The 15,658-nt window shown below is 64.8% G+C and carries 16 protein-coding genes and 1 tRNA gene; 11 read left to right on the top strand and 6 right to left on the bottom strand.

Annotated features, from left to right (window positions below; all coding sequences use genetic code 11):
- Window positions 1–12 precede the first annotated feature (12 nt).
- Window positions 13–89: transfer RNA gene (locus Q0R02_RS09455), tRNA-Pro, on the bottom strand.
- Window positions 90–249: 160 nt separating this feature from the next.
- Here Q0R02_RS09455 and yajC point away from each other — a divergent pair.
- From yajC to Q0R02_RS09435, 4 genes are read left to right on the top strand one after another with little or no spacing between them, the layout of a single operon-like run.
- The gene (yajC, locus tag Q0R02_RS09450; protein WP_293882771.1) at window positions 250–588 is read left to right on the top strand and encodes a preprotein translocase subunit YajC; all 339 of its coding nucleotides are present in this window, start codon (window positions 250–252) and stop codon (window positions 586–588) included.
- Window positions 589–590: 2 nt separating this feature from the next.
- The gene (gene secD / locus Q0R02_RS09445) at window positions 591–2,192 is read left to right on the top strand and encodes a protein translocase subunit SecD (protein WP_293882770.1); all 1,602 of its coding nucleotides are present in this window, start codon (window positions 591–593) and stop codon (window positions 2,190–2,192) included.
- Window positions 2,193–2,207: 15 nt separating this feature from the next.
- Window positions 2,208–3,179, top strand: coding sequence for a protein translocase subunit SecF (secF, locus tag Q0R02_RS09440; RefSeq protein WP_293882767.1), 972 nt, complete (start codon window positions 2,208–2,210; stop codon window positions 3,177–3,179).
- Window position 3,180: 1 nt separating this feature from the next.
- Window positions 3,181–3,531: an MTH938/NDUFAF3 family protein gene (locus Q0R02_RS09435; RefSeq protein ID WP_293882764.1), complete on the top strand. Its 351-nt coding sequence runs from the start codon at window positions 3,181–3,183 to the stop codon at window positions 3,529–3,531.
- On the opposite strand, the gene Q0R02_RS09430 is transcribed toward Q0R02_RS09435, so the two are convergent.
- Complete coding sequence (locus Q0R02_RS09430) at window positions 3,506–4,834, bottom strand: glycosyltransferase (protein WP_293882761.1); 1,329 nt, start codon at window positions 4,832–4,834, stop codon at window positions 3,506–3,508. The genes Q0R02_RS09435 and Q0R02_RS09430 overlap by 26 nt on opposite strands.
- A 74-nt stretch (window positions 4,835–4,908) precedes the next feature.
- Window positions 4,909–5,748 carry a class I mannose-6-phosphate isomerase gene (locus Q0R02_RS09425; RefSeq protein ID WP_293882937.1) on the bottom strand — a complete coding sequence of 280 codons (840 nt, stop codon included), beginning with the start codon at window positions 5,746–5,748 and terminating at the stop codon, window positions 4,909–4,911.
- Between the two features lie 216 nt (window positions 5,749–5,964).
- On the opposite strand from Q0R02_RS09425, the gene Q0R02_RS09420 reads away from it, so the two are divergent.
- From Q0R02_RS09420 to phhA, 4 genes are all read left to right on the top strand, one after another.
- Window positions 5,965–6,750, top strand: a complete 786-nt coding sequence (locus Q0R02_RS09420) for an outer membrane protein assembly factor BamD (protein ID WP_293882935.1) — start codon at window positions 5,965–5,967, stop codon at window positions 6,748–6,750.
- 298 nt (window positions 6,751–7,048) lie between these two features.
- Window positions 7,049–8,695 carry a DNA repair protein RecN gene (gene recN, locus Q0R02_RS09415; RefSeq protein ID WP_293882758.1) on the top strand — a complete coding sequence of 549 codons (1,647 nt, stop codon included), beginning with the start codon at window positions 7,049–7,051 and terminating at the stop codon, window positions 8,693–8,695.
- Entirely contained in the window at window positions 8,692–10,719 is a 2,028-nt protein-coding gene (ligA, locus tag Q0R02_RS09410; protein ID WP_293882756.1) for an NAD-dependent DNA ligase LigA, read from the top strand. Before recN ends, ligA begins: the two co-directional genes overlap by 4 nt.
- 15 nt (window positions 10,720–10,734) lie before the next feature.
- Window positions 10,735–11,589 (top strand): phenylalanine 4-monooxygenase, encoded by an 855-nt coding sequence (gene phhA, locus Q0R02_RS09405; RefSeq protein WP_293882754.1) that lies wholly within the window; start codon window positions 10,735–10,737, stop codon window positions 11,587–11,589.
- Here the strand turns inward: phhA and Q0R02_RS09400 are convergent.
- The 3 genes from Q0R02_RS09400 to Q0R02_RS09390 all read right to left on the bottom strand — a co-directional run bounded on the left by Q0R02_RS09400 (window position 11,531) and on the right by Q0R02_RS09390 (window position 14,592).
- On the bottom strand, window positions 11,531–12,451 hold the full coding sequence (locus tag Q0R02_RS09400) for a 50S ribosomal protein L11 methyltransferase (RefSeq protein WP_293882751.1): 921 nt from the start codon (window positions 12,449–12,451) through the stop codon (window positions 11,531–11,533). The two genes, phhA and Q0R02_RS09400, sit on opposite strands and share 59 nt — an antisense overlap.
- On the bottom strand, window positions 12,441–13,130 hold the full coding sequence (locus Q0R02_RS09395) for an SDR family NAD(P)-dependent oxidoreductase (protein ID WP_293882750.1): 690 nt from the start codon (window positions 13,128–13,130) through the stop codon (window positions 12,441–12,443). Before Q0R02_RS09395 ends, Q0R02_RS09400 begins: the two co-directional genes overlap by 11 nt.
- Window positions 13,131–13,236: 106 nt before the next feature.
- The gene (locus Q0R02_RS09390; protein WP_293882747.1) at window positions 13,237–14,592 is read right to left on the bottom strand and encodes a methyl-accepting chemotaxis protein; all 1,356 of its coding nucleotides are present in this window, start codon (window positions 14,590–14,592) and stop codon (window positions 13,237–13,239) included.
- Window positions 14,593–14,740: 148 nt separating this feature from the next.
- Here Q0R02_RS09390 and sdhC point away from each other — a divergent pair, with 148 nt between their 5' ends.
- The 3 genes from sdhC to Q0R02_RS09375 form a co-directional block, all read left to right on the top strand.
- Window positions 14,741–15,136 carry a succinate dehydrogenase, cytochrome b556 subunit gene (sdhC, locus tag Q0R02_RS09385; RefSeq protein WP_293882745.1) on the top strand — a complete coding sequence of 132 codons (396 nt, stop codon included), beginning with the start codon at window positions 14,741–14,743 and terminating at the stop codon, window positions 15,134–15,136.
- On the top strand, window positions 15,136–15,522 hold the full coding sequence (gene sdhD, locus Q0R02_RS09380; RefSeq protein WP_293882744.1) for a succinate dehydrogenase, hydrophobic membrane anchor protein: 387 nt from the start codon (window positions 15,136–15,138) through the stop codon (window positions 15,520–15,522). Before sdhC ends, sdhD begins: the two co-directional genes overlap by 1 nt.
- The coding region (locus Q0R02_RS09375; RefSeq protein ID WP_293882933.1) for an FAD-binding protein at window positions 15,522–15,658 on the top strand (137 nt) is incomplete at its 3' end. The genes sdhD and Q0R02_RS09375, both read left to right, overlap by 1 nt.

Below are 15,658 nucleotides of genomic sequence, written 5' to 3'. Positions count from 1 at the left end.
TGCTTCATTTTCTGGTCGGGACGAGAGGATTCGAACCTCCGACCCCCACACCCCCAGTGTGATGCGCTACCAGGCTGCGCTACGTCCCGACCGAGGGCGGGCCAATACGGGGAAGGGCGGTCAAAGGCAAGCGGCACGGCGCGGGTGTTGTGGCCGGATACCCGATGGCCTCCCGCCCGCCCACAGGTTGCGCACGTCCGGCCCCTCTGATAGGCGCGCGCCTTCGCCATTTACAGGCTAAAGGTTTCCATGTTCATCACTCCCGCTTACGCACAAACCGCTGGCGCCGCGTCGGGCGGTATTGCCGCTTTCGTCTCGCCGCTGATCCCCGTGATCTTTACCATCGCGATCTTCTACCTGCTGGTGTTCCGCCCGCAGCAGCGCCAGGCAAAGCTGCACCGCGAACGCATCGCCGCTGTGAAAAAGGGCGATAGCGTGGTCACCGGCGGTGGTCTGATGGGCAAGGTCACGCGCGTCGAGGACGATCATGTCGAAATCGAGATCGCAACCGGGGTGAAGGTAAAGGCAGTCAAGACGACGTTGACCGATGTCACGCCCCTGGGCGGCGCAAAACCCGCGAACGACTGACGATGAACGACTTTCCCCGCTGGAAAATCTGGACGATCATGCTGGTGCTGGTCACCGGCATCCTGTTCTCGATCCCCAGCCTGATCCCCGAAACGACCGCCGAGCGCTTCGGCCTCGGAGGCTTGCCGCGGATCAACCTCGGCCTCGACCTGTCAGGCGGCAGCCATCTGCTGCTCGAGGCGCAGACCGGCGATGTCGCCAAACAGCGCCTCGACCTGATGGAGGACAGCGTCCGCCAGGAAATGCGCCGCGCTTCGCCCGCCATCGACATCGGTGATATTTCGGGCGCGAACGGGACACTGGCATTCTTCGTGCGTGACTCGGGGCAGCTTGACGCCGCTGTGGAAAAGGTGCGCGCGCTGACCAATCCGGTCGGGGTCACCGGGCAGCGCGACTGGAACGTCGCCGTCGTCGATTCGACCCGCGTGACGATGACGCCGACGACCGCCGGCCTGAACGCAGCGGTCGAAAACGCCATGCAGGTCGCGACCGAAGTCGTCCGCCGCCGCATCGACGAACTCGGCACCAAGGAGCCGACGATCATCCGCCAGGGTGACGACCGCATCGTCGTGCAGGTTCCCGGGTTGCAAAATCCCGAGGCGCTGAAGTCGCTGCTGGGCAAGACGGCGAAACTGGAATTCAAACTGGTCGATTTGACCGCTGATCCGGCCCTGGTGGCCAAGGGCATTGCGCCCGCGGGCAGTCAGATCCTGCCCTATCCCAGCAATCCCCAAGGCGCGCCGGTCATCGCGGTGCAACGCCGCGCGATCATCAACGGCGATGAATTGTCCGACGCCAATCCCGGCAACGAACCGCAATCGAACGCGCCGGTCGTGAACATAAAGTTCAACAGCGTCGGTGCGCGCAAATTCGCGCGCGTGACGCAGGCCAATGTCGGCAAACCGTTCGCGATGATCCTCGACAACGTGGTCCTGTCCGCGCCGAACATCAACGAACCGATCCTCGGCGGGTCGGCGCAAATCAGCGGGAACTACACCGTCCAGACCGCGAACCTGATGTCGATCCAGCTGCGATCGGGCAAGCTGCCGGTCGCGCTGAAAGTGATCGAGGAACGCACCGTCGGCCCACAACTGGGGGCTGATTCCATCCGCGCCGGGATAATCGCGTCGGTCATCGCGGCCCTGGCGGTCGTGGTGTTCATGCTGGTCACCTATGGCCGCTTTGGCATCTATGCGAACCTGGCGGTGATCATCAATATCTTCATCATCCTGGCGGTGATGGCGTTCTTCAATGCGACGCTGACATTGCCGGGCATCGCCGGGTTCGTCCTGACCATCGGGACCGCGGTCGACGCCAACGTGCTGATCAACGAACGCATTCGCGAGGAACAGCGGCGCGGGCGTAACCCGGTGCAGTCGGTTGAGCTTGGCTATAAAGAGGCCAGCCGCACGATCTTTGAGGCGAACACCGTCCACTTTATCTCTGGCGTGGTCATGCTGCTGCTGGGGTCGGGGCCGGTGAAGGGCTTCGCGGTCGTGCTGCTGATCGGGATCTTCGTGTCGTATTTCACCGCCGTGTTCTTCACGCGGATGCTCGCGGTCAGCTATTTGCGGCGCAAGCGTCCCAGCGTCCTCCACATCTGATCGGGGTCTGACCACATGCGCCTGCTGAAACTCGTCCCCGACAACACCAATATCGGCTTTGTGCGCCTGCGCTTCTGGGCGTTCGGGCTGACCGCGCTGCTGACGCTGCTGGCGATCGGCGCAGTCGCGACGCGCGGCCTGAACCTCGGCGTCGATTTCGTCGGCGGCCTGATGATCGAGGCCAAGTTCCAGCAGGTTCCCGTCATCGACAAAGTCCGCACGACCGTCGACGCGCTGAACGTCGGCGAGGTTTCGTTGCAGCAGTTCGGCGATCCCAAGACCGTCTCGATCCGCTTGCCGTTGCCCGCCAGCACCGACGAAGGCGCGACCAATGCGGTGGTCAACAAGGTCAAGGTGGCATTGGCCGCCACCAATCCGGACGTCACCTTCTCACGCTACGACACCGTATCGGGCAAGGTTTCGACCGAGCTGATCCGCAACGGATTGCTGGCGGTGTTCATCGCTGTCCTGGCCATCGCGATCTTCAGCTGGCTGCGCTACGAATGGCAGTTCGGCGTCTCGACCTTCGTTGCGATCGTCCACGATCTGCTGATGACGTTGGGGTTCTTTGCGATTACCCGGCTGGAGTTCGACCTGAACATCGTCGCGGCAGTGCTGACCATCATCGGTTATTCGATCAACGACAAGATCGTCATCGACGACCGTATCCGTGAGAACATGCGCAAATACCGCCAGATGGACATCGGCGCGCTGATCGATCTGTCGGTTAACGAAACGCTGCCGCGCACCGTCATGACCTCGGTCACGATTCTGCTGGCGCTCGGCTCGCTGCTGATTTTCGGGGGGCATGTGCTGCAGGGCTTTACCGCCGCGATGATGCTGGGGATCGTCGTCGGGACCTATTCGTCGGTCTATGTGTCGTCATCGCTGTTGCAGGCGCTGGGTCTGCGCGCCGAGAATTTCGACCGCAAGCCCGCCAGCCCCGCCGGTGGCAACGCCGAACGCATTACCAAGCGCGACCGCTAGGGTGGACCTGGAACAGGTCGGCCATCCGGGCGGGCCGTTGATCACCGGCTTTGCGGGCAGGCAGATCAGGATCGACGGCAACCCGCGCCCCGGTGGGGTTATCCTGACCCCCGAAACCGCCATCGACTGGGACGGGGATGACCTTGCCGCCGCCGCCAACCTCAGCACGCCTCCTGAATTCATCCTGCTAGGCACCGGCGCGACGCTCGTCCGCCCGGCTCCGGCACTGGTCGCCGCCTATGAAGCGCGCGGCATCGGGATCGAGGCGATGGACACGCGCGCCGCCGCCCGCGCGTGGAGCCTGTTGCGCGGCGAAGGTCGCTGGATCAGCGCCGCTCTCCGCGCGCTCTGATCCGCGCCAGTATCGCGCGTTTCCGATCGTTCGAGGCACCCGGCCAGTCGCCGATCTCGTCGATCGTCCGCCCACAGCCGACACAGTTCTCGCCGTCCGCCGCGATGGTGCAGATTTGCGTGCAGGGCGATGCCGTCCCGCCCGCCACCAGCACCGCCAGATGCGCCTTCAACGCCGCCGCATTGGCCGCCCAGCCGAACCGCGCCGCCGCCCGTGCCACGCCTGCGCGTTCGGGCGGAGCGGCCAGCACGCTTCGCACTGCCGCTGCAATCGCGCCCGGCTCACGCGCGACCTTCTGTCCGGCGTAATCCTGCCCCTCCAGCACTTCGCGCGCGCCACCGACATCGGCGATCACGATCGGCGTGCCACACGCCAGAGCCTCGACCCACGCATTCGCCAGCCCCTCCGACGCTGACATCAGCACCATCGCGTCCGCCGCCGCCAGCCAGTCGGCAATCGCGTCCTGGCCCAGCGATCCCATAAACCGCACGCGCGCCGCCACCCCGACGCGCACCGCCAGCGCCTCCAGCGCGGCCTGCTCCGGCCCCGCCCCGATCAGAACCAGCATCGCCCCCGGAACCTCCGCCAGTGCCGTGATGGCCAGGTCGTGCCCCTTGCGCGCGATCAGGGCACCGACGCTCACCAGCACCGGTCCCGACACATCCAGCGCAGCCTTTGCTGCCGCCCGATCGCGCACCGCGAACCGCGCGGGGTCGACCCCGGTGTAATGGACGGCGATCCGCGGCGCTGGCATCCCCAGCGCGACCATATCGGCCTTCATCGCCGCCGAAACGCACAGCAATCCATCGGCTGCACACCCGGCATCCACCACCTGTCGTCGCGTCGGCCCGGCGGTTCCCCAGGCGTGAATATCGGCCCCCCGCGCCTTGATGGACACCGGCACGTCGAACGCCCGGCCCAGCGCGATGGCGGCGGGTCCATCGGGAAAGAAAAACTCGGCATCGATCACGTCGAAAGCGAAGTCGTGACGGATCGCCCGCATCACCGGCACCAGCGCCCGTGTCAGCATCGCCGGATCGAACCGCCCGCCGACGCCCGGCAGATGCACGAACCGGGGTCGTTCCACCGTCAGCCCCCGCCAGTCCTCGCGCAGCGGCAGTCCCGACAGCACCCGATAGCGCGCCAGCATCCCGCCCAGCGGCGCGATCCCGACCGGCGCAATCACGCGCACCGTGACATCGGGCAGCGCGGCCAGCCCCAGCGTCTGCCGCTCGACAAACGTCCCGAACTGCGGCCGCGTTGCGTCGGGGAACAGGGTCGAGAGGGTCAGGACGCGGAGCATGCTGAGGGCTTTAGCGGGCGGCCTGCTAAAAAACCCTAAGTTTGGTTATAAATTCCCCGTCGGAGCACCAATATTCATCCAGCCGACAGCACCGGCGCCACATCGGCCAGCGGATAGGCGAACAGCAGGTCGCTCCCCGCGTCCACGACCAGCGCCGCGCCGCCGTCGACCATCCAGCATTCGCCCGCGACAAAGCGCGCACCATCGACCACGCCGCCGCCCGCGATCGGGATCAGCCAGCCCGGAACGCCATCGGGCATCGTCACGTCCCGCGCGCCCGCCCATGACCAGCGTTCCATGACAAACTTGCCGCCCTCGCACAGGATCTTGCGTCCCGCGCCCGCGTCATGCCCGCTATCGACGATCTCGAACGGCTTGGGGTCGCTGACCGCAATCCCCTTGTCCAGATGCAGCTCACGCGGGCGGCCATAGTCATACAGGCGATAGGTCAGGTCGACATTCTGCTGCACCTCGATCAGCGTCAGCCCCGCGCCGATGGCATGGACGGTGCGCGCGGGCGAATAGATGACGTCGCCCGCATGGACCGATTTCCAGTCGACCAGAGTCTCGATACTGCCGTCCAGCGCGGCAGCGCGCAGCGTATCGCTGCTGACGACATGATTCAGCCCCAGCGCAATCGTCGCGTCGGGTTCGGCATCCAGAATCACCCAAGCCTCGTCCTTGCCACGGTCATGCCCGGCGGCGCGCGCCGATGCGTCGTCCTCATGAACCTGGATCGACAGCTTTTCGCTGGTGAAAAGATATTTCACCATCAGGTCGGGATCGGTTCCCGCAGGGGCCTCGAACCAGATTTCGCCGACTTGCGCTGCGGTGGGATTGTCGAACCCCGGCCACAACTGCGTGCGGCCCCAGGGTTTTTCGACGCGGATGGTGGTGAGTTTGGTTGCTGGCATGGCCGCGCAATAGCCGAGCCGTAACCCATCGTCACCCCGGCGCAGGCCGCGGCCTATACGGGCGTCCGAAAGATATGCGCCTGATCCGACGGCAGTATAGGCCGCGGCCTGCGCCGGGGTGACGGCATGGGGAGCGTCACCAACCCCCCCGGGCAATGCAACAACAACCGCACTTGGCGACCCGGGGGAACAACGCTAAGACCCCCGCCCATGCGTATGATTTCCCCACGGCTCACCCCCCGTCTGATCGCCACTTCCGCCGCTCTCGCCGTTCTGGTGACGGCCAGCGGCTGCGCCCGTAACAAATCGAAGGGCGACACGCCGTATATCGCGCGCGACGTCAACACACTGTACACTGCGGCAAAGACGCGACTGGACCACAATGACTTTCGGACCGCGGCCGCGCTGTTCGATGAAGTCGAGCGCCAGCATCCCTATTCGGTGTGGGCGCGCCGGGCGGAGTTGATGAGCGCCTACAGCTATTATCTGGGTCGCGACTATAACAAGTCGATCGATTCGGCGCAGCGCTTCCTGTCGATCCATCCGGGTAACAAGGACGCGCCCTACGCCTATTATCTGATCGCGCTCGATTACTACGAACAGATCAGCGACGTGACGCGCGACCAAAAGATCACCCAGCAGGCGCTGGATTCGCTTGGTGAACTGATCCGCCGCTATCCCGAGACCCGTTATGCCGCCGACGCCCGGTTGAAAATCGACCTGGTGCGCGACCATCTGGCGGGCAAGGAAATGGAAATCGGCCGCTTCTACCAGCGCCGCTCGCAATGGCTGGCCTCGGTCATCCGCTTTCGCAAGGTCATCGACGAATACGACAGCACCACGCACACGCCCGAAGCGCTGGAGCGTCTGACCGAAAGCTATCTGGCGCTGGGCATTCCCGAAGAAGCCAAAAAGGCCGCTGCCGTCCTGGGCGCGAACTATCCAGGTTCGAAATGGTATGAGCGCGCGTATAAACTGATGCAGAAGCACCCGGCGGCCTGACGCGCGAGGATTTAGCGACGCTAAATCCAGCCTTAGCGTCAGGGCCGGCCGACGGCGCCAACGCGCCGATCGACGATACGGCTTTGCCGGGTCGCGTTTCCCGGAGAGGTATTAGCGATCACCGTCACACCGGCGCAGGCCTGGACCTATACGGACGTCAGAAAGATGCGCTCCCGGCCCGACAGCCGTATAGGCCCCGGCCTGCGCCGGGGTGACGGATTAAAAGGCGCGGGCGAACCACCCCCCCGGAACAAAACAGGGGCTTCGCGCTCCACGAAAATCCCGTTAATGACAGGACGTGCTGCTTTCCCTGTCTATCCGCGACGTCGTGCTGATCGAGGCGCTCGATCTGGAATTTCGCGCCGGGCTGGTCGTCATCACCGGCGAAACCGGCGCGGGCAAATCGATCCTGCTCGACGCCCTTGGGCTGGCGCTTGGCGACCGCGCGGCGTCGGGCCTGGTCCGGCAGGGCGCGGCGCAGGCCAGCGTCACCGCGACCTTCGACTATCAGCCCGTTGCCGCCGCGATCCTCTACCAGAACGACATCGAGTGCGACTCCAGCGAGCCGCTGATCGTCCGCCGCACCCTCAAATCGGACGGCAAAAGCCGCGCATTCGTCAACGATCAGCCCGTTTCTGGGTCGTTATTGCGCGAATTCGGGGCCAGATTGGTCGAAATACACGGGCAGCATGACGATCGTGGCCTGCTCGCGCCAACCGGGCACCGCGCGCTGCTCGATATTTTCGGGCGGATCGATCTCGGACACATCGCGCAGGCGTTCACGGCAATGCGCGCTGCCGACGCCGCGCTGAACGGCGCAAAAACCGCGCTCGACGATGCAACCCGCGACCGTGACTGGCTGACGCATACCGTCGCCGAACTCGACGATTTCGCGCCCGAGCCCGGCGAGGAGGAACAACTCGCCGACCGCCGCGCCACCATGCAACGCGGCGAGCGGCTGTCGGGTGAACTCGGCGACATCATGGCGCTGGTCGAGGGGGCTGATGGCGCGCTTTCCAAATTGCGCGCCGCCGCCCGCGCGCTCGACCGGGTGGCGCGCGAACACGTCAGCCTGGCCGAAGCACTCGCCGCCGTCGACCGCGCCATTATCGAGGGGACGGTCGCCGACGAACAGCTTCAGCGCGCCGCTGCCCTCCACGTCTTCGATCCGGCGCAGCTCGAGGATGACGAAACCCGCCTGTTCGACCTGCGCGCACTGGCCCGCAAGCACCGCGTCGCGCCCGATGCGCTGGCCGCACTCGCCACCGATTTGCGCGCCAGGCTGAACGCCATCGAGGAGGGCGGGGCCGGGATCGACCGGCTGGCCGCACAGGCGAAGGCCGCGCGCGAAGCCTATCGCGCCGCCGCCGAAATGCTGACCAAGGCCCGCACCGTCGCCGCGCTCCGGCTCGACCGGGCGGTCGCTGGCGAACTGGCGCCGCTGAAGCTGGATGCTGCGCGGTTCCGCACCGCCGTCGCGTCCGGACACGACAGCGAACAGGGCACCGACCGGGTCGAGTTTGAAATCTCGACCAATCCCGGCGCGCCGTTCGCGCCGCTGACCAAGATCGCCAGCGGCGGCGAATTGTCACGTTTCATCCTCGCACTGAAGGTCGCGCTGGCTGAGGAAGGCGGAGCGGGGACAATGATCTTCGACGAGATCGACCGGGGCGTCGGCGGCGCGGTCGCCTCCGCCATCGGAGAGCGCCTCGCCCGGCTTGCCGACACGCGGCAGGTGCTGGTCGTCACGCACAGCCCGCAGGTGGCCGCACGCGGGGGTGAACATCTGCTGATCGCCAAGAACAGCGACGGGCTGGTCACGCGAACCAACCTCCGCACGCTCGATGCCGAGGCCCGGCAAGAGGAAATCGCGCGAATGCTGTCGGGCACACACGTCACCGCCGAAGCCCGCGCCCAGGCCGCCCGTCTGGTAGAGGCGGCATGACCGACGCCGAAGCGGCCAACGAACTGATGCGCCTCGCCCGCCAGATCGCGCACCATGCGCGCGCCTATCACACCGACGACGCGCCCGAGATTACCGACGCCGACTATGACGCGCTGATCCACCTCAATGGCGCGCTGGAGGCACAGTTTCCGCATCTGGTCCGCGCCGACACGCCCTCCAACCTGGTCGGTGCCGCGCCGTCCTCGCATCTGTCGAAGGTCGCCCATGCCAGGGCGATGCTGTCGCTCGACAACGCTTTTTCAGACGATGACGTGACCGAATTCGTGGCCCGCGTGCGCCGTTTCCTGAGGCTGCCCGAGGATACCGAAGTCGTGGTCACTGCCGAACCAAAGATCGACGGGCTCAGCTGCTCGCTACGCTACGAAAACGGGGTGCTGGTTCAGGCCGCGACCCGGGGCGACGGCGCGGTCGGCGAAGACGTAACGGCCAATGTGGCGACGATTTCCGACATTCCGCAGGTTTTACCCGCAGGCGTCCCCGACGTGTTCGAAGTTCGTGGTGAGGTCTATATGGGCAAGGCCGACTTTATCGCCCTGAACCAGCGACTTGCGGGCGAGCGGGTCTTCGCCAACCCGCGCAACGCCGCCGCCGGATCGCTGCGCCAAAAGGACCCCGAAGTCACACACGCCCGCCCGCTGAAGTTCTGGGCTTACGGCTGGGGAGACACGTCCGCGCTGCCCGGATCGACGCAACATGCTGTAATGATGGCGATAAAATCCTGGGGCTTCCCCGTCAGCCCCGACCTCCACCTCGCCAGGGGTGTAAACGAGATGCTCAATCAATTCGGCAGCATCGAATCCCGCCGCGCCGACTTGCCCTTCGACATCGACGGCGTGGTGTACAAGGTCGACCGGCTCGACTGGCAGGCGCGGCTCGGCTTCGTCGCCAAGGCACCGCGCTGGGCGATCGCACATAAATTCCCCGCCGAGCGCGCGCAGACAACCTTGCTCGCCATCGACATCCAGGTCGGGCGGACCGGCAAGCTGACCCCGGTGGCGCGGCTGGAACCGGTGACGGTCGGCGGCGTCGTCGTCACCAACGCGACGCTGCACAATGCCGACGAGATTGGCCGGCTGGGGGTCCGCCCCGGTGACCGCGTCACGCTGCAACGAGCAGGCGATGTCATCCCGCAGATCGTCGACAATCTGACCCGCGATGTCACCCGCCCACCCTATGTCTTTCCCGACACCTGCCCGCAGTGCGGCTCCGACGCGGTGCGCGAGGATGACGAGGTCGACATCCGGTGCACCGGCGGCCTGATCTGCCCGGCGCAGCGGATAGAGCGGCTGAAGCATTTCGTGTCGCGCGCCGCACTCGATATCGACGGGCTTGGCGAAAAGACCATTATCGAGTTCTTTGCCGACGGCCTGGTCCACAGCCCCGCCGACATCTTTCGCCTGAAGTCTCACCGCCAGGCGATCACGGCGCGGGCGGGATGGAAGGAAACTTCCGTCGCCAACCTGCTGAACGCGATCGAGGCGCGGCGCAGTCCCGACCCGGCGCGCTTCCTGTTCGGGCTCGGCATCCGGCATGTCGGCGTGGTTACGGCCAAGGATCTGGTCAGGGCTTTCGGCACCGTCGAATGCGTCGCCGAAGTGGCCCGGCACCCCGATGCGCTGAGCGAATTGGCGGCGATCGAGGGTATCGGCCCGGTCGTCGCACAGGCGCTGGTCGACTTTTTCCACGAGGAGCATAATCGCGCGGCGTGGGCCGATTTGCTCGGCGAAGTCAGCCCGCTACCCTATGTCTCCAACGTCCGGGCGTCGGCGCTGACGGGCAAGACCATCGTCTTCACCGGATCGCTGGAAAACCTTTCGCGGGACGAAGCCAAGGCCCAGGCCGAGATGCTGGGCGCAAAAACCGCAGGCACGGTGTCGGCGAAAACCGATCTGGTGGTCGCCGGTCCCGGGGCGGGGTCGAACCTGAAAAAGGCTGCCGCGCTGAATATCGAAGTGATCGACGAACCCGCCTGGGCCGCCATAGTTGCCGCCGCCACCGCTTGATCATATCTATCCGCAATGACCAACCAACGCGCCGACGATTTCACGATTCCCCAGCACTGGAGCGATTACACCGCAGCCGAGCATGCGGTCTGGGATACGCTGTTCGCGCGGCAGGTGGCGATGTTGCCGGGCCGCGCGTCGGATGCGTTCCTGCGCGGCGTCGATGTCTTGCGCCTGTCGAAGCCCGGCATTCCCGATTTCGCAGAATTGTCCGAACGGCTGATGGCGGCGACCGGCTGGCGCGTGGTCGCGGTGCCCGGGCTGGTGCCCGATGCCGTGTTCTTCGATCACCTCGCCAATCGCACCTTCGTCGCGGGCAATTTCATCCGCCGCGCCGACCAGCTCGATTACCTGCAGGAACCCGATGTTTTCCATGACGTGTTCGGCCATGTGCCGATGCTCGCCGACCCGGTGTTTGCCGATTACATGGCGGCCTATGGTCGCGGTGGGCAGCGCGCGGGATCGCTCGGCGCACTGAAGCGGCTCGCCCGGCTCTATTGGTACACCGTCGAATTCGGGCTGATCGAGGAAGCGGGCGGGTTGCGGATCTATGGATCGGGGATTGTGTCGAGCCGGGGCGAGTCGCTGTTCGCGCTCGACGATTTAAGCCCGAACCGGATCGCCTTTGACTTAAGCCGTGTCATGCAAACCGAATACCGGATTGACGATTATCAGCAGAGCTATTTCGTCATCCCCGGCTTTGACGAACTGCTGAGGCTGACCGTCGAGACCGACTTCGCCCCGATCTATGATGCGCTGGAAGGGAAACCCGACCTGATGCCAGCGGACCTGATCGCCGCTGACCGCGTCATCACGCGCGGGACGCAGCGTTACGCCGCCGACCAGCTCGCCGGCGCGCAACCATCCTGAGCACCGGCCATTCCCCGCTGCTTTGCTGTGCCAATCGCATGCCCTGCCGGCGATAGGCCCGGATGACCGCTGCGGCCTGCGTGTCGAGCAGCCCGGCCAGCACCAGGGTCCCACGCCCGGCAACGCTGGCAGCGATCCCCGGCGCCATGTCGATCAGCGGCTGGGCGAGAATATTGGCGATGACCAGGTCATAGGGAGCGCGCGCCACCAGGTCGCGGTGCGACAGTCCGTCAGCAACCACCAGATGCAGCTTGCCGACGCCGTTCAGTACTGCATTTTCGCGCACCACAGCAATCGATACCGGGTCGATGTCCGACGCGGTGGCTTGCGCGTGTCGCCACAGCTTCATGGCGGCGAAGGCCAGCAAGCCAGTGCCAGTGCCGAGGTCGAGGACATTGCGAAATACCGCGCCGCGTCGCTTCAGGGCATCGAGCATCGCCAGGCAGCCTGAAGTGGTCGCGTGCTGGCCCGTCCCAAAGGCCAGCCCCGCCGGGATCACGAAGTCGATCCGGTCGGCGCGCGGCGAGTGATCGGGCGTTCGGACATGAAAACGCCCGGCCTCCAGTGGTTCAAAGCCCGACTGGCTGAGCGTCACCCAGTCCTCGGTTGGCAGCGGCTTGGCAGAGGGATCCCGGACTTTCGCGCTCGGCACCAGCGCGGCAACCCGACGCAGGATATCGCGCGACGGCTTGCCCTCGAAATAGGCATCGACCTGCCAGTTGTCGGGGCGCTGGGGATCGGGTTCGGTCGCGACGATCACTGGCGCTGGATCGAGGTCGGCCAATTCGGGAATGTCATCGGCAAATTGCTCGGCCTCTGCGCGGGTGCAGGGCAGGGTCAGCTTCCAACTTTCAGCGGACATAGCTGGCTCCATTCACGTCGAGGATTGCGCCCGTCATCGACGGTGGGGCAGTCAGCGCGGCAAAGGCAGCGACCTCGGCCACTTCGGCGGGGTCTGCAACGCGGCCAAGGGGAATGTCGGCGAGCAATTGGGCGCCGCCACGGCTGGATAGATAATCCTCTGCCATGCCGGTCATCGTGAAGCCGGGGCAGATTGCAAAGGCAAGGATGTCGCGGGCGGCATAGCCACGCGCAATCGTCTTGGTCATGGCGACCATGCCCGCCTTTGATGCGGCGTAGTGCCAGTGATCCGGGCTGTCGCCACGATAGGCGGCGCGGCTGGCGATGTTGACGATGCGCCCGCCAGTTCGCCCCAGGAAATGCCGCACTGCCAGTCGGCAGAGTTCGGCGCTTGCAGTCAGGTTGACCTGCATCGTGTGGTTCCAAGAGGCCGACCAGTCGGAATCGGGCAGGTCCATCGGCGCGGCTTCAAAGACACCCGCATTGTTGATGAGAACGTCGATCCGGCCATCGAGTCGGGCGAGCGCGTTGGCCCATAGGCGTGGCGGTGTGGCGGGGTCGGCAAAATCACCGTCGGCACTGCCGGTGCCGACCAGATTGACGTCTTCGCGGGTGAACCGGGCGGCAATTGCGGCACCGATGCCGCGCGTTGCCCCGGTCAGAAGGATGTTGATAGCCATGCGCCCCCATATCGGAAAAACGGGCGACGGCTAGGGCGCGTGCTCCACGGTGAAACTTCAGTGCAGAGACAAGGTGTCCGCTAAGGCGAGCGGTTTGACAATGGCCTCAGGCGACCAGCTTCACATAATCGCCCGCCGCATCGTTGAGCGAGGCCAGCTTGCTATTCACGCTGTTGAACCCGGTTTCCAGCGCGTCGATTTCGGTTGCCACGGTTTCGGTGTCGGCGCGGATTGCGGCGATGGTCATCGACATCGTGTCGGCCGCCAGAGCCGTTTCGTCGACCGCTGCGGTAATCATGGTGACCGTCTGCGCCTGGATTTCCATCGCCTCGCGGATGCGAACTGCCGACGCCTGGACTTCCGCCACGGTGTCGCGGATCGAACCGTTCGTGGCGACCGTCGATTGGGTCGCGGCCTGAATGGCCGAAATCTTTGCGGCAATGTCGTCGGTCGCTCTTGCGGTCTGGTTGGCAAGGTTCTTGACCTCCTGCGCCACGACGGCAAACCCGCGCCCGGCGTCGCCTGCGCGCGCGGCTTCGATCGTGGCGTTGAGGGCGAGGAGATTAGTCTGTCCAGCGACGTCGCGAATCAGGCCGAGGATCGATTCGATCGATTTGGCGGTTTCGGAAAGTGTTTCGGATACCGTCACGGCTTCCCCGGCCTGGCGCGAAGCGCGTGTTGCCACCTCAGCGGCGATTTCGACTTCGTTGCGCGCATCCTCGATCGCGCGGATCAGCCCGGCGGCGGTGTGCGCAGCATCGCGCATCGCGATGGCGGACTGTTCGGCAGCGGCGGCGACTTCTGAAGCCTTGCCGAGCATGCCGCGGGTCGCCTGCGAAGCTCCCGATGCCTGGGCGCGCAGGTGCACACCCAGGCTGGATGTTTCGGCGACGCCCGTGGCGATGCGATCGTGGAAAAGATCGGCCCGGTGGTCGCGCTCCTGTTCCGCCTGTTGCGCCTTCACCTGGTTGATTGCGGTGGTCATGATTTCTGCTTCGAGTGCCGACAATCTGACGATCGCGCGCGCTCCGGCCCTGATCGAGTCGAGATCGTCGCTGGACGATTCGCACAGGATTTCGAGCGCCTTTTCGTGACTTGACTCGAACGAAGCGAGGATGAGTTCAATGTTCTTGCCGGCAAGATACGCGCCCTCGGCGTGGTAGCACGCCACGTCGGCCCATTCCTGGCCGGTCGGATTGCTGAACTTAAGCATGGCGTAACGTCGACCCTCCTCGATATCGATGGGGACAGTCTCTTTCTTCTGCGCGTGATAGCGTTGCCAGTATGCCAGCGCGAGTTCATCGACGCGGCCATTAATCGCCTTGAAGACGATCGCGCAGTCGGCGGCGAGTCCGCCGTCCTGATCGTAATGCCTGAGCCGGTCCGCAATCAGGATAGGATTGCGTTCGCCGCGCTGGCGCGCCGGGCCGGGATATTTGCCGGAAGTTTGGGCGTTGCTCATCTGGGTGCCGTTTCGGTTGTGATTAACTGGGCTTCACGTGTCGGGCCTGCTGTATGTCGTAATGGTAAATACCACGTTAGTTTTGCGCGCTGTTGCATCGGCATTTGGATGGGTTATGGACAGCGCGACACCTGACCGGGGAAGTTTTATGAGCCGCAACACCGCGCGACCGCTGTCGCCGCATTTGTCGATCTGGAAATGGGGGCCGCACATGCTGGTCTCGATCCTGCACCGGGTGATGGGCGTGGGGCTGGCTACGGTCGGGGTGGTCGGCTTTGTCTGGTGGTTGACGGCGCTGGCAATGGGCGCGGAAAGCTATGCCGCATTCATGACATGGGCGAAGTGGCCGCCGATGATGATCTTTCCAATTGGGCTGAGCGCGGCGCTGTTCCTGCACATGTGTAACGGGGTCAGGCATTTTGTCCTGGATACTGGTGCCGGTTATGAACTGAAGACCAATCGCACCGGCGCGCGGGTAGTGATTGCCGCCGCCGTCCTGCTGACGGTCGTGATGTGGGCCTATATCCTGCTGGGGAAAAACTGATGGGTACGGGTACGGAACTCGGTCGCGTTCGCGGCCTGGGGTCGGCAAAACACGGGGCGGGCCATTGGTGGGCACAGCGCGTTACGGCGTTCGGCAACCTGTTTCTGATGTTGTGGCTGGTCCTGTCGTTGATCCGGTTGCCCAACCTGGAATATGAGACGGTGCATAGCTGGTTGCAGTCACCGCTGTCAGCGGTGCCGATGGCGCTCATCGTGTTGAACACTTTCTGGCATTTCAAGATGGGGCTTCAAGTCGTGATCGAGGATTACCAGCATGATGCAAGCCGCATCATTGCCATGGCCTTGCTGCACATCTGGACGTTCGGTGCGGGCGGGCTCGCCTTGTTTTCCATACTCAAGATCGCATTTACAGGGACGTCGAGCTGATGGCCGAAGCCTATAAGATCATCGATCACAGCTATGATGCAGTGATTGTCGGCGCGGGCGGGTCGGGCCTGCGCGCAACGATGGGTTGCGCCGAGGCGGGCTTGCGGACCGCGTGCATCACCAAGGTGTTCCCGAC

This window comes from Sphingomonas sp., from assembly GCF_025353885.1.
Lineage (GTDB): Bacteria > Pseudomonadota > Alphaproteobacteria > Sphingomonadales > Sphingomonadaceae > Sphingomonas_O.
This window is presented reverse-complemented; position numbering and strand designations above follow the sequence as displayed.

Bases quoted from the DNA above. Each gene is read 5' to 3' on its own strand.
- Q0R02_RS09420 (WP_293882935.1), top strand. From the start codon at position 5,965: ATGATTTCCCCACGGCTCACCCCCCGTCTGATCGCCACTTCCGCCGCT.
- Q0R02_RS09400 (WP_293882751.1), bottom strand. From the start codon at position 12,451: ATGTCCGCTGAAAGTTGGAAGCTGACCCTGCCCTGCACCCGCGCAGAG.
- ligA (WP_293882756.1), top strand. From the start codon at position 8,692: ATGACCGACGCCGAAGCGGCCAACGAACTGATGCGCCTCGCCCGCCAG.
- secD (WP_293882770.1), top strand. From the start codon at position 591: ATGAACGACTTTCCCCGCTGGAAAATCTGGACGATCATGCTGGTGCTG.
- Q0R02_RS09430 (WP_293882761.1), bottom strand. From the start codon at position 4,834: ATGCTCCGCGTCCTGACCCTCTCGACCCTGTTCCCCGACGCAACGCGG.
- secF (WP_293882767.1), top strand. From the start codon at position 2,208: ATGCGCCTGCTGAAACTCGTCCCCGACAACACCAATATCGGCTTTGTG.
- yajC (WP_293882771.1), top strand. From the start codon at position 250: ATGTTCATCACTCCCGCTTACGCACAAACCGCTGGCGCCGCGTCGGGC.
- Q0R02_RS09425 (WP_293882937.1), bottom strand. From the start codon at position 5,748: ATGCCAGCAACCAAACTCACCACCATCCGCGTCGAAAAACCCTGGGGC.
- sdhC (WP_293882745.1), top strand. From the start codon at position 14,741: ATGAGCCGCAACACCGCGCGACCGCTGTCGCCGCATTTGTCGATCTGG.
- sdhD (WP_293882744.1), top strand. From the start codon at position 15,136: ATGGGTACGGGTACGGAACTCGGTCGCGTTCGCGGCCTGGGGTCGGCA.
- Q0R02_RS09395 (WP_293882750.1), bottom strand. From the start codon at position 13,130: ATGGCTATCAACATCCTTCTGACCGGGGCAACGCGCGGCATCGGTGCC.
- phhA (WP_293882754.1), top strand. From the start codon at position 10,735: ATGACCAACCAACGCGCCGACGATTTCACGATTCCCCAGCACTGGAGC.
- Q0R02_RS09390 (WP_293882747.1), bottom strand. From the start codon at position 14,592: ATGAGCAACGCCCAAACTTCCGGCAAATATCCCGGCCCGGCGCGCCAG.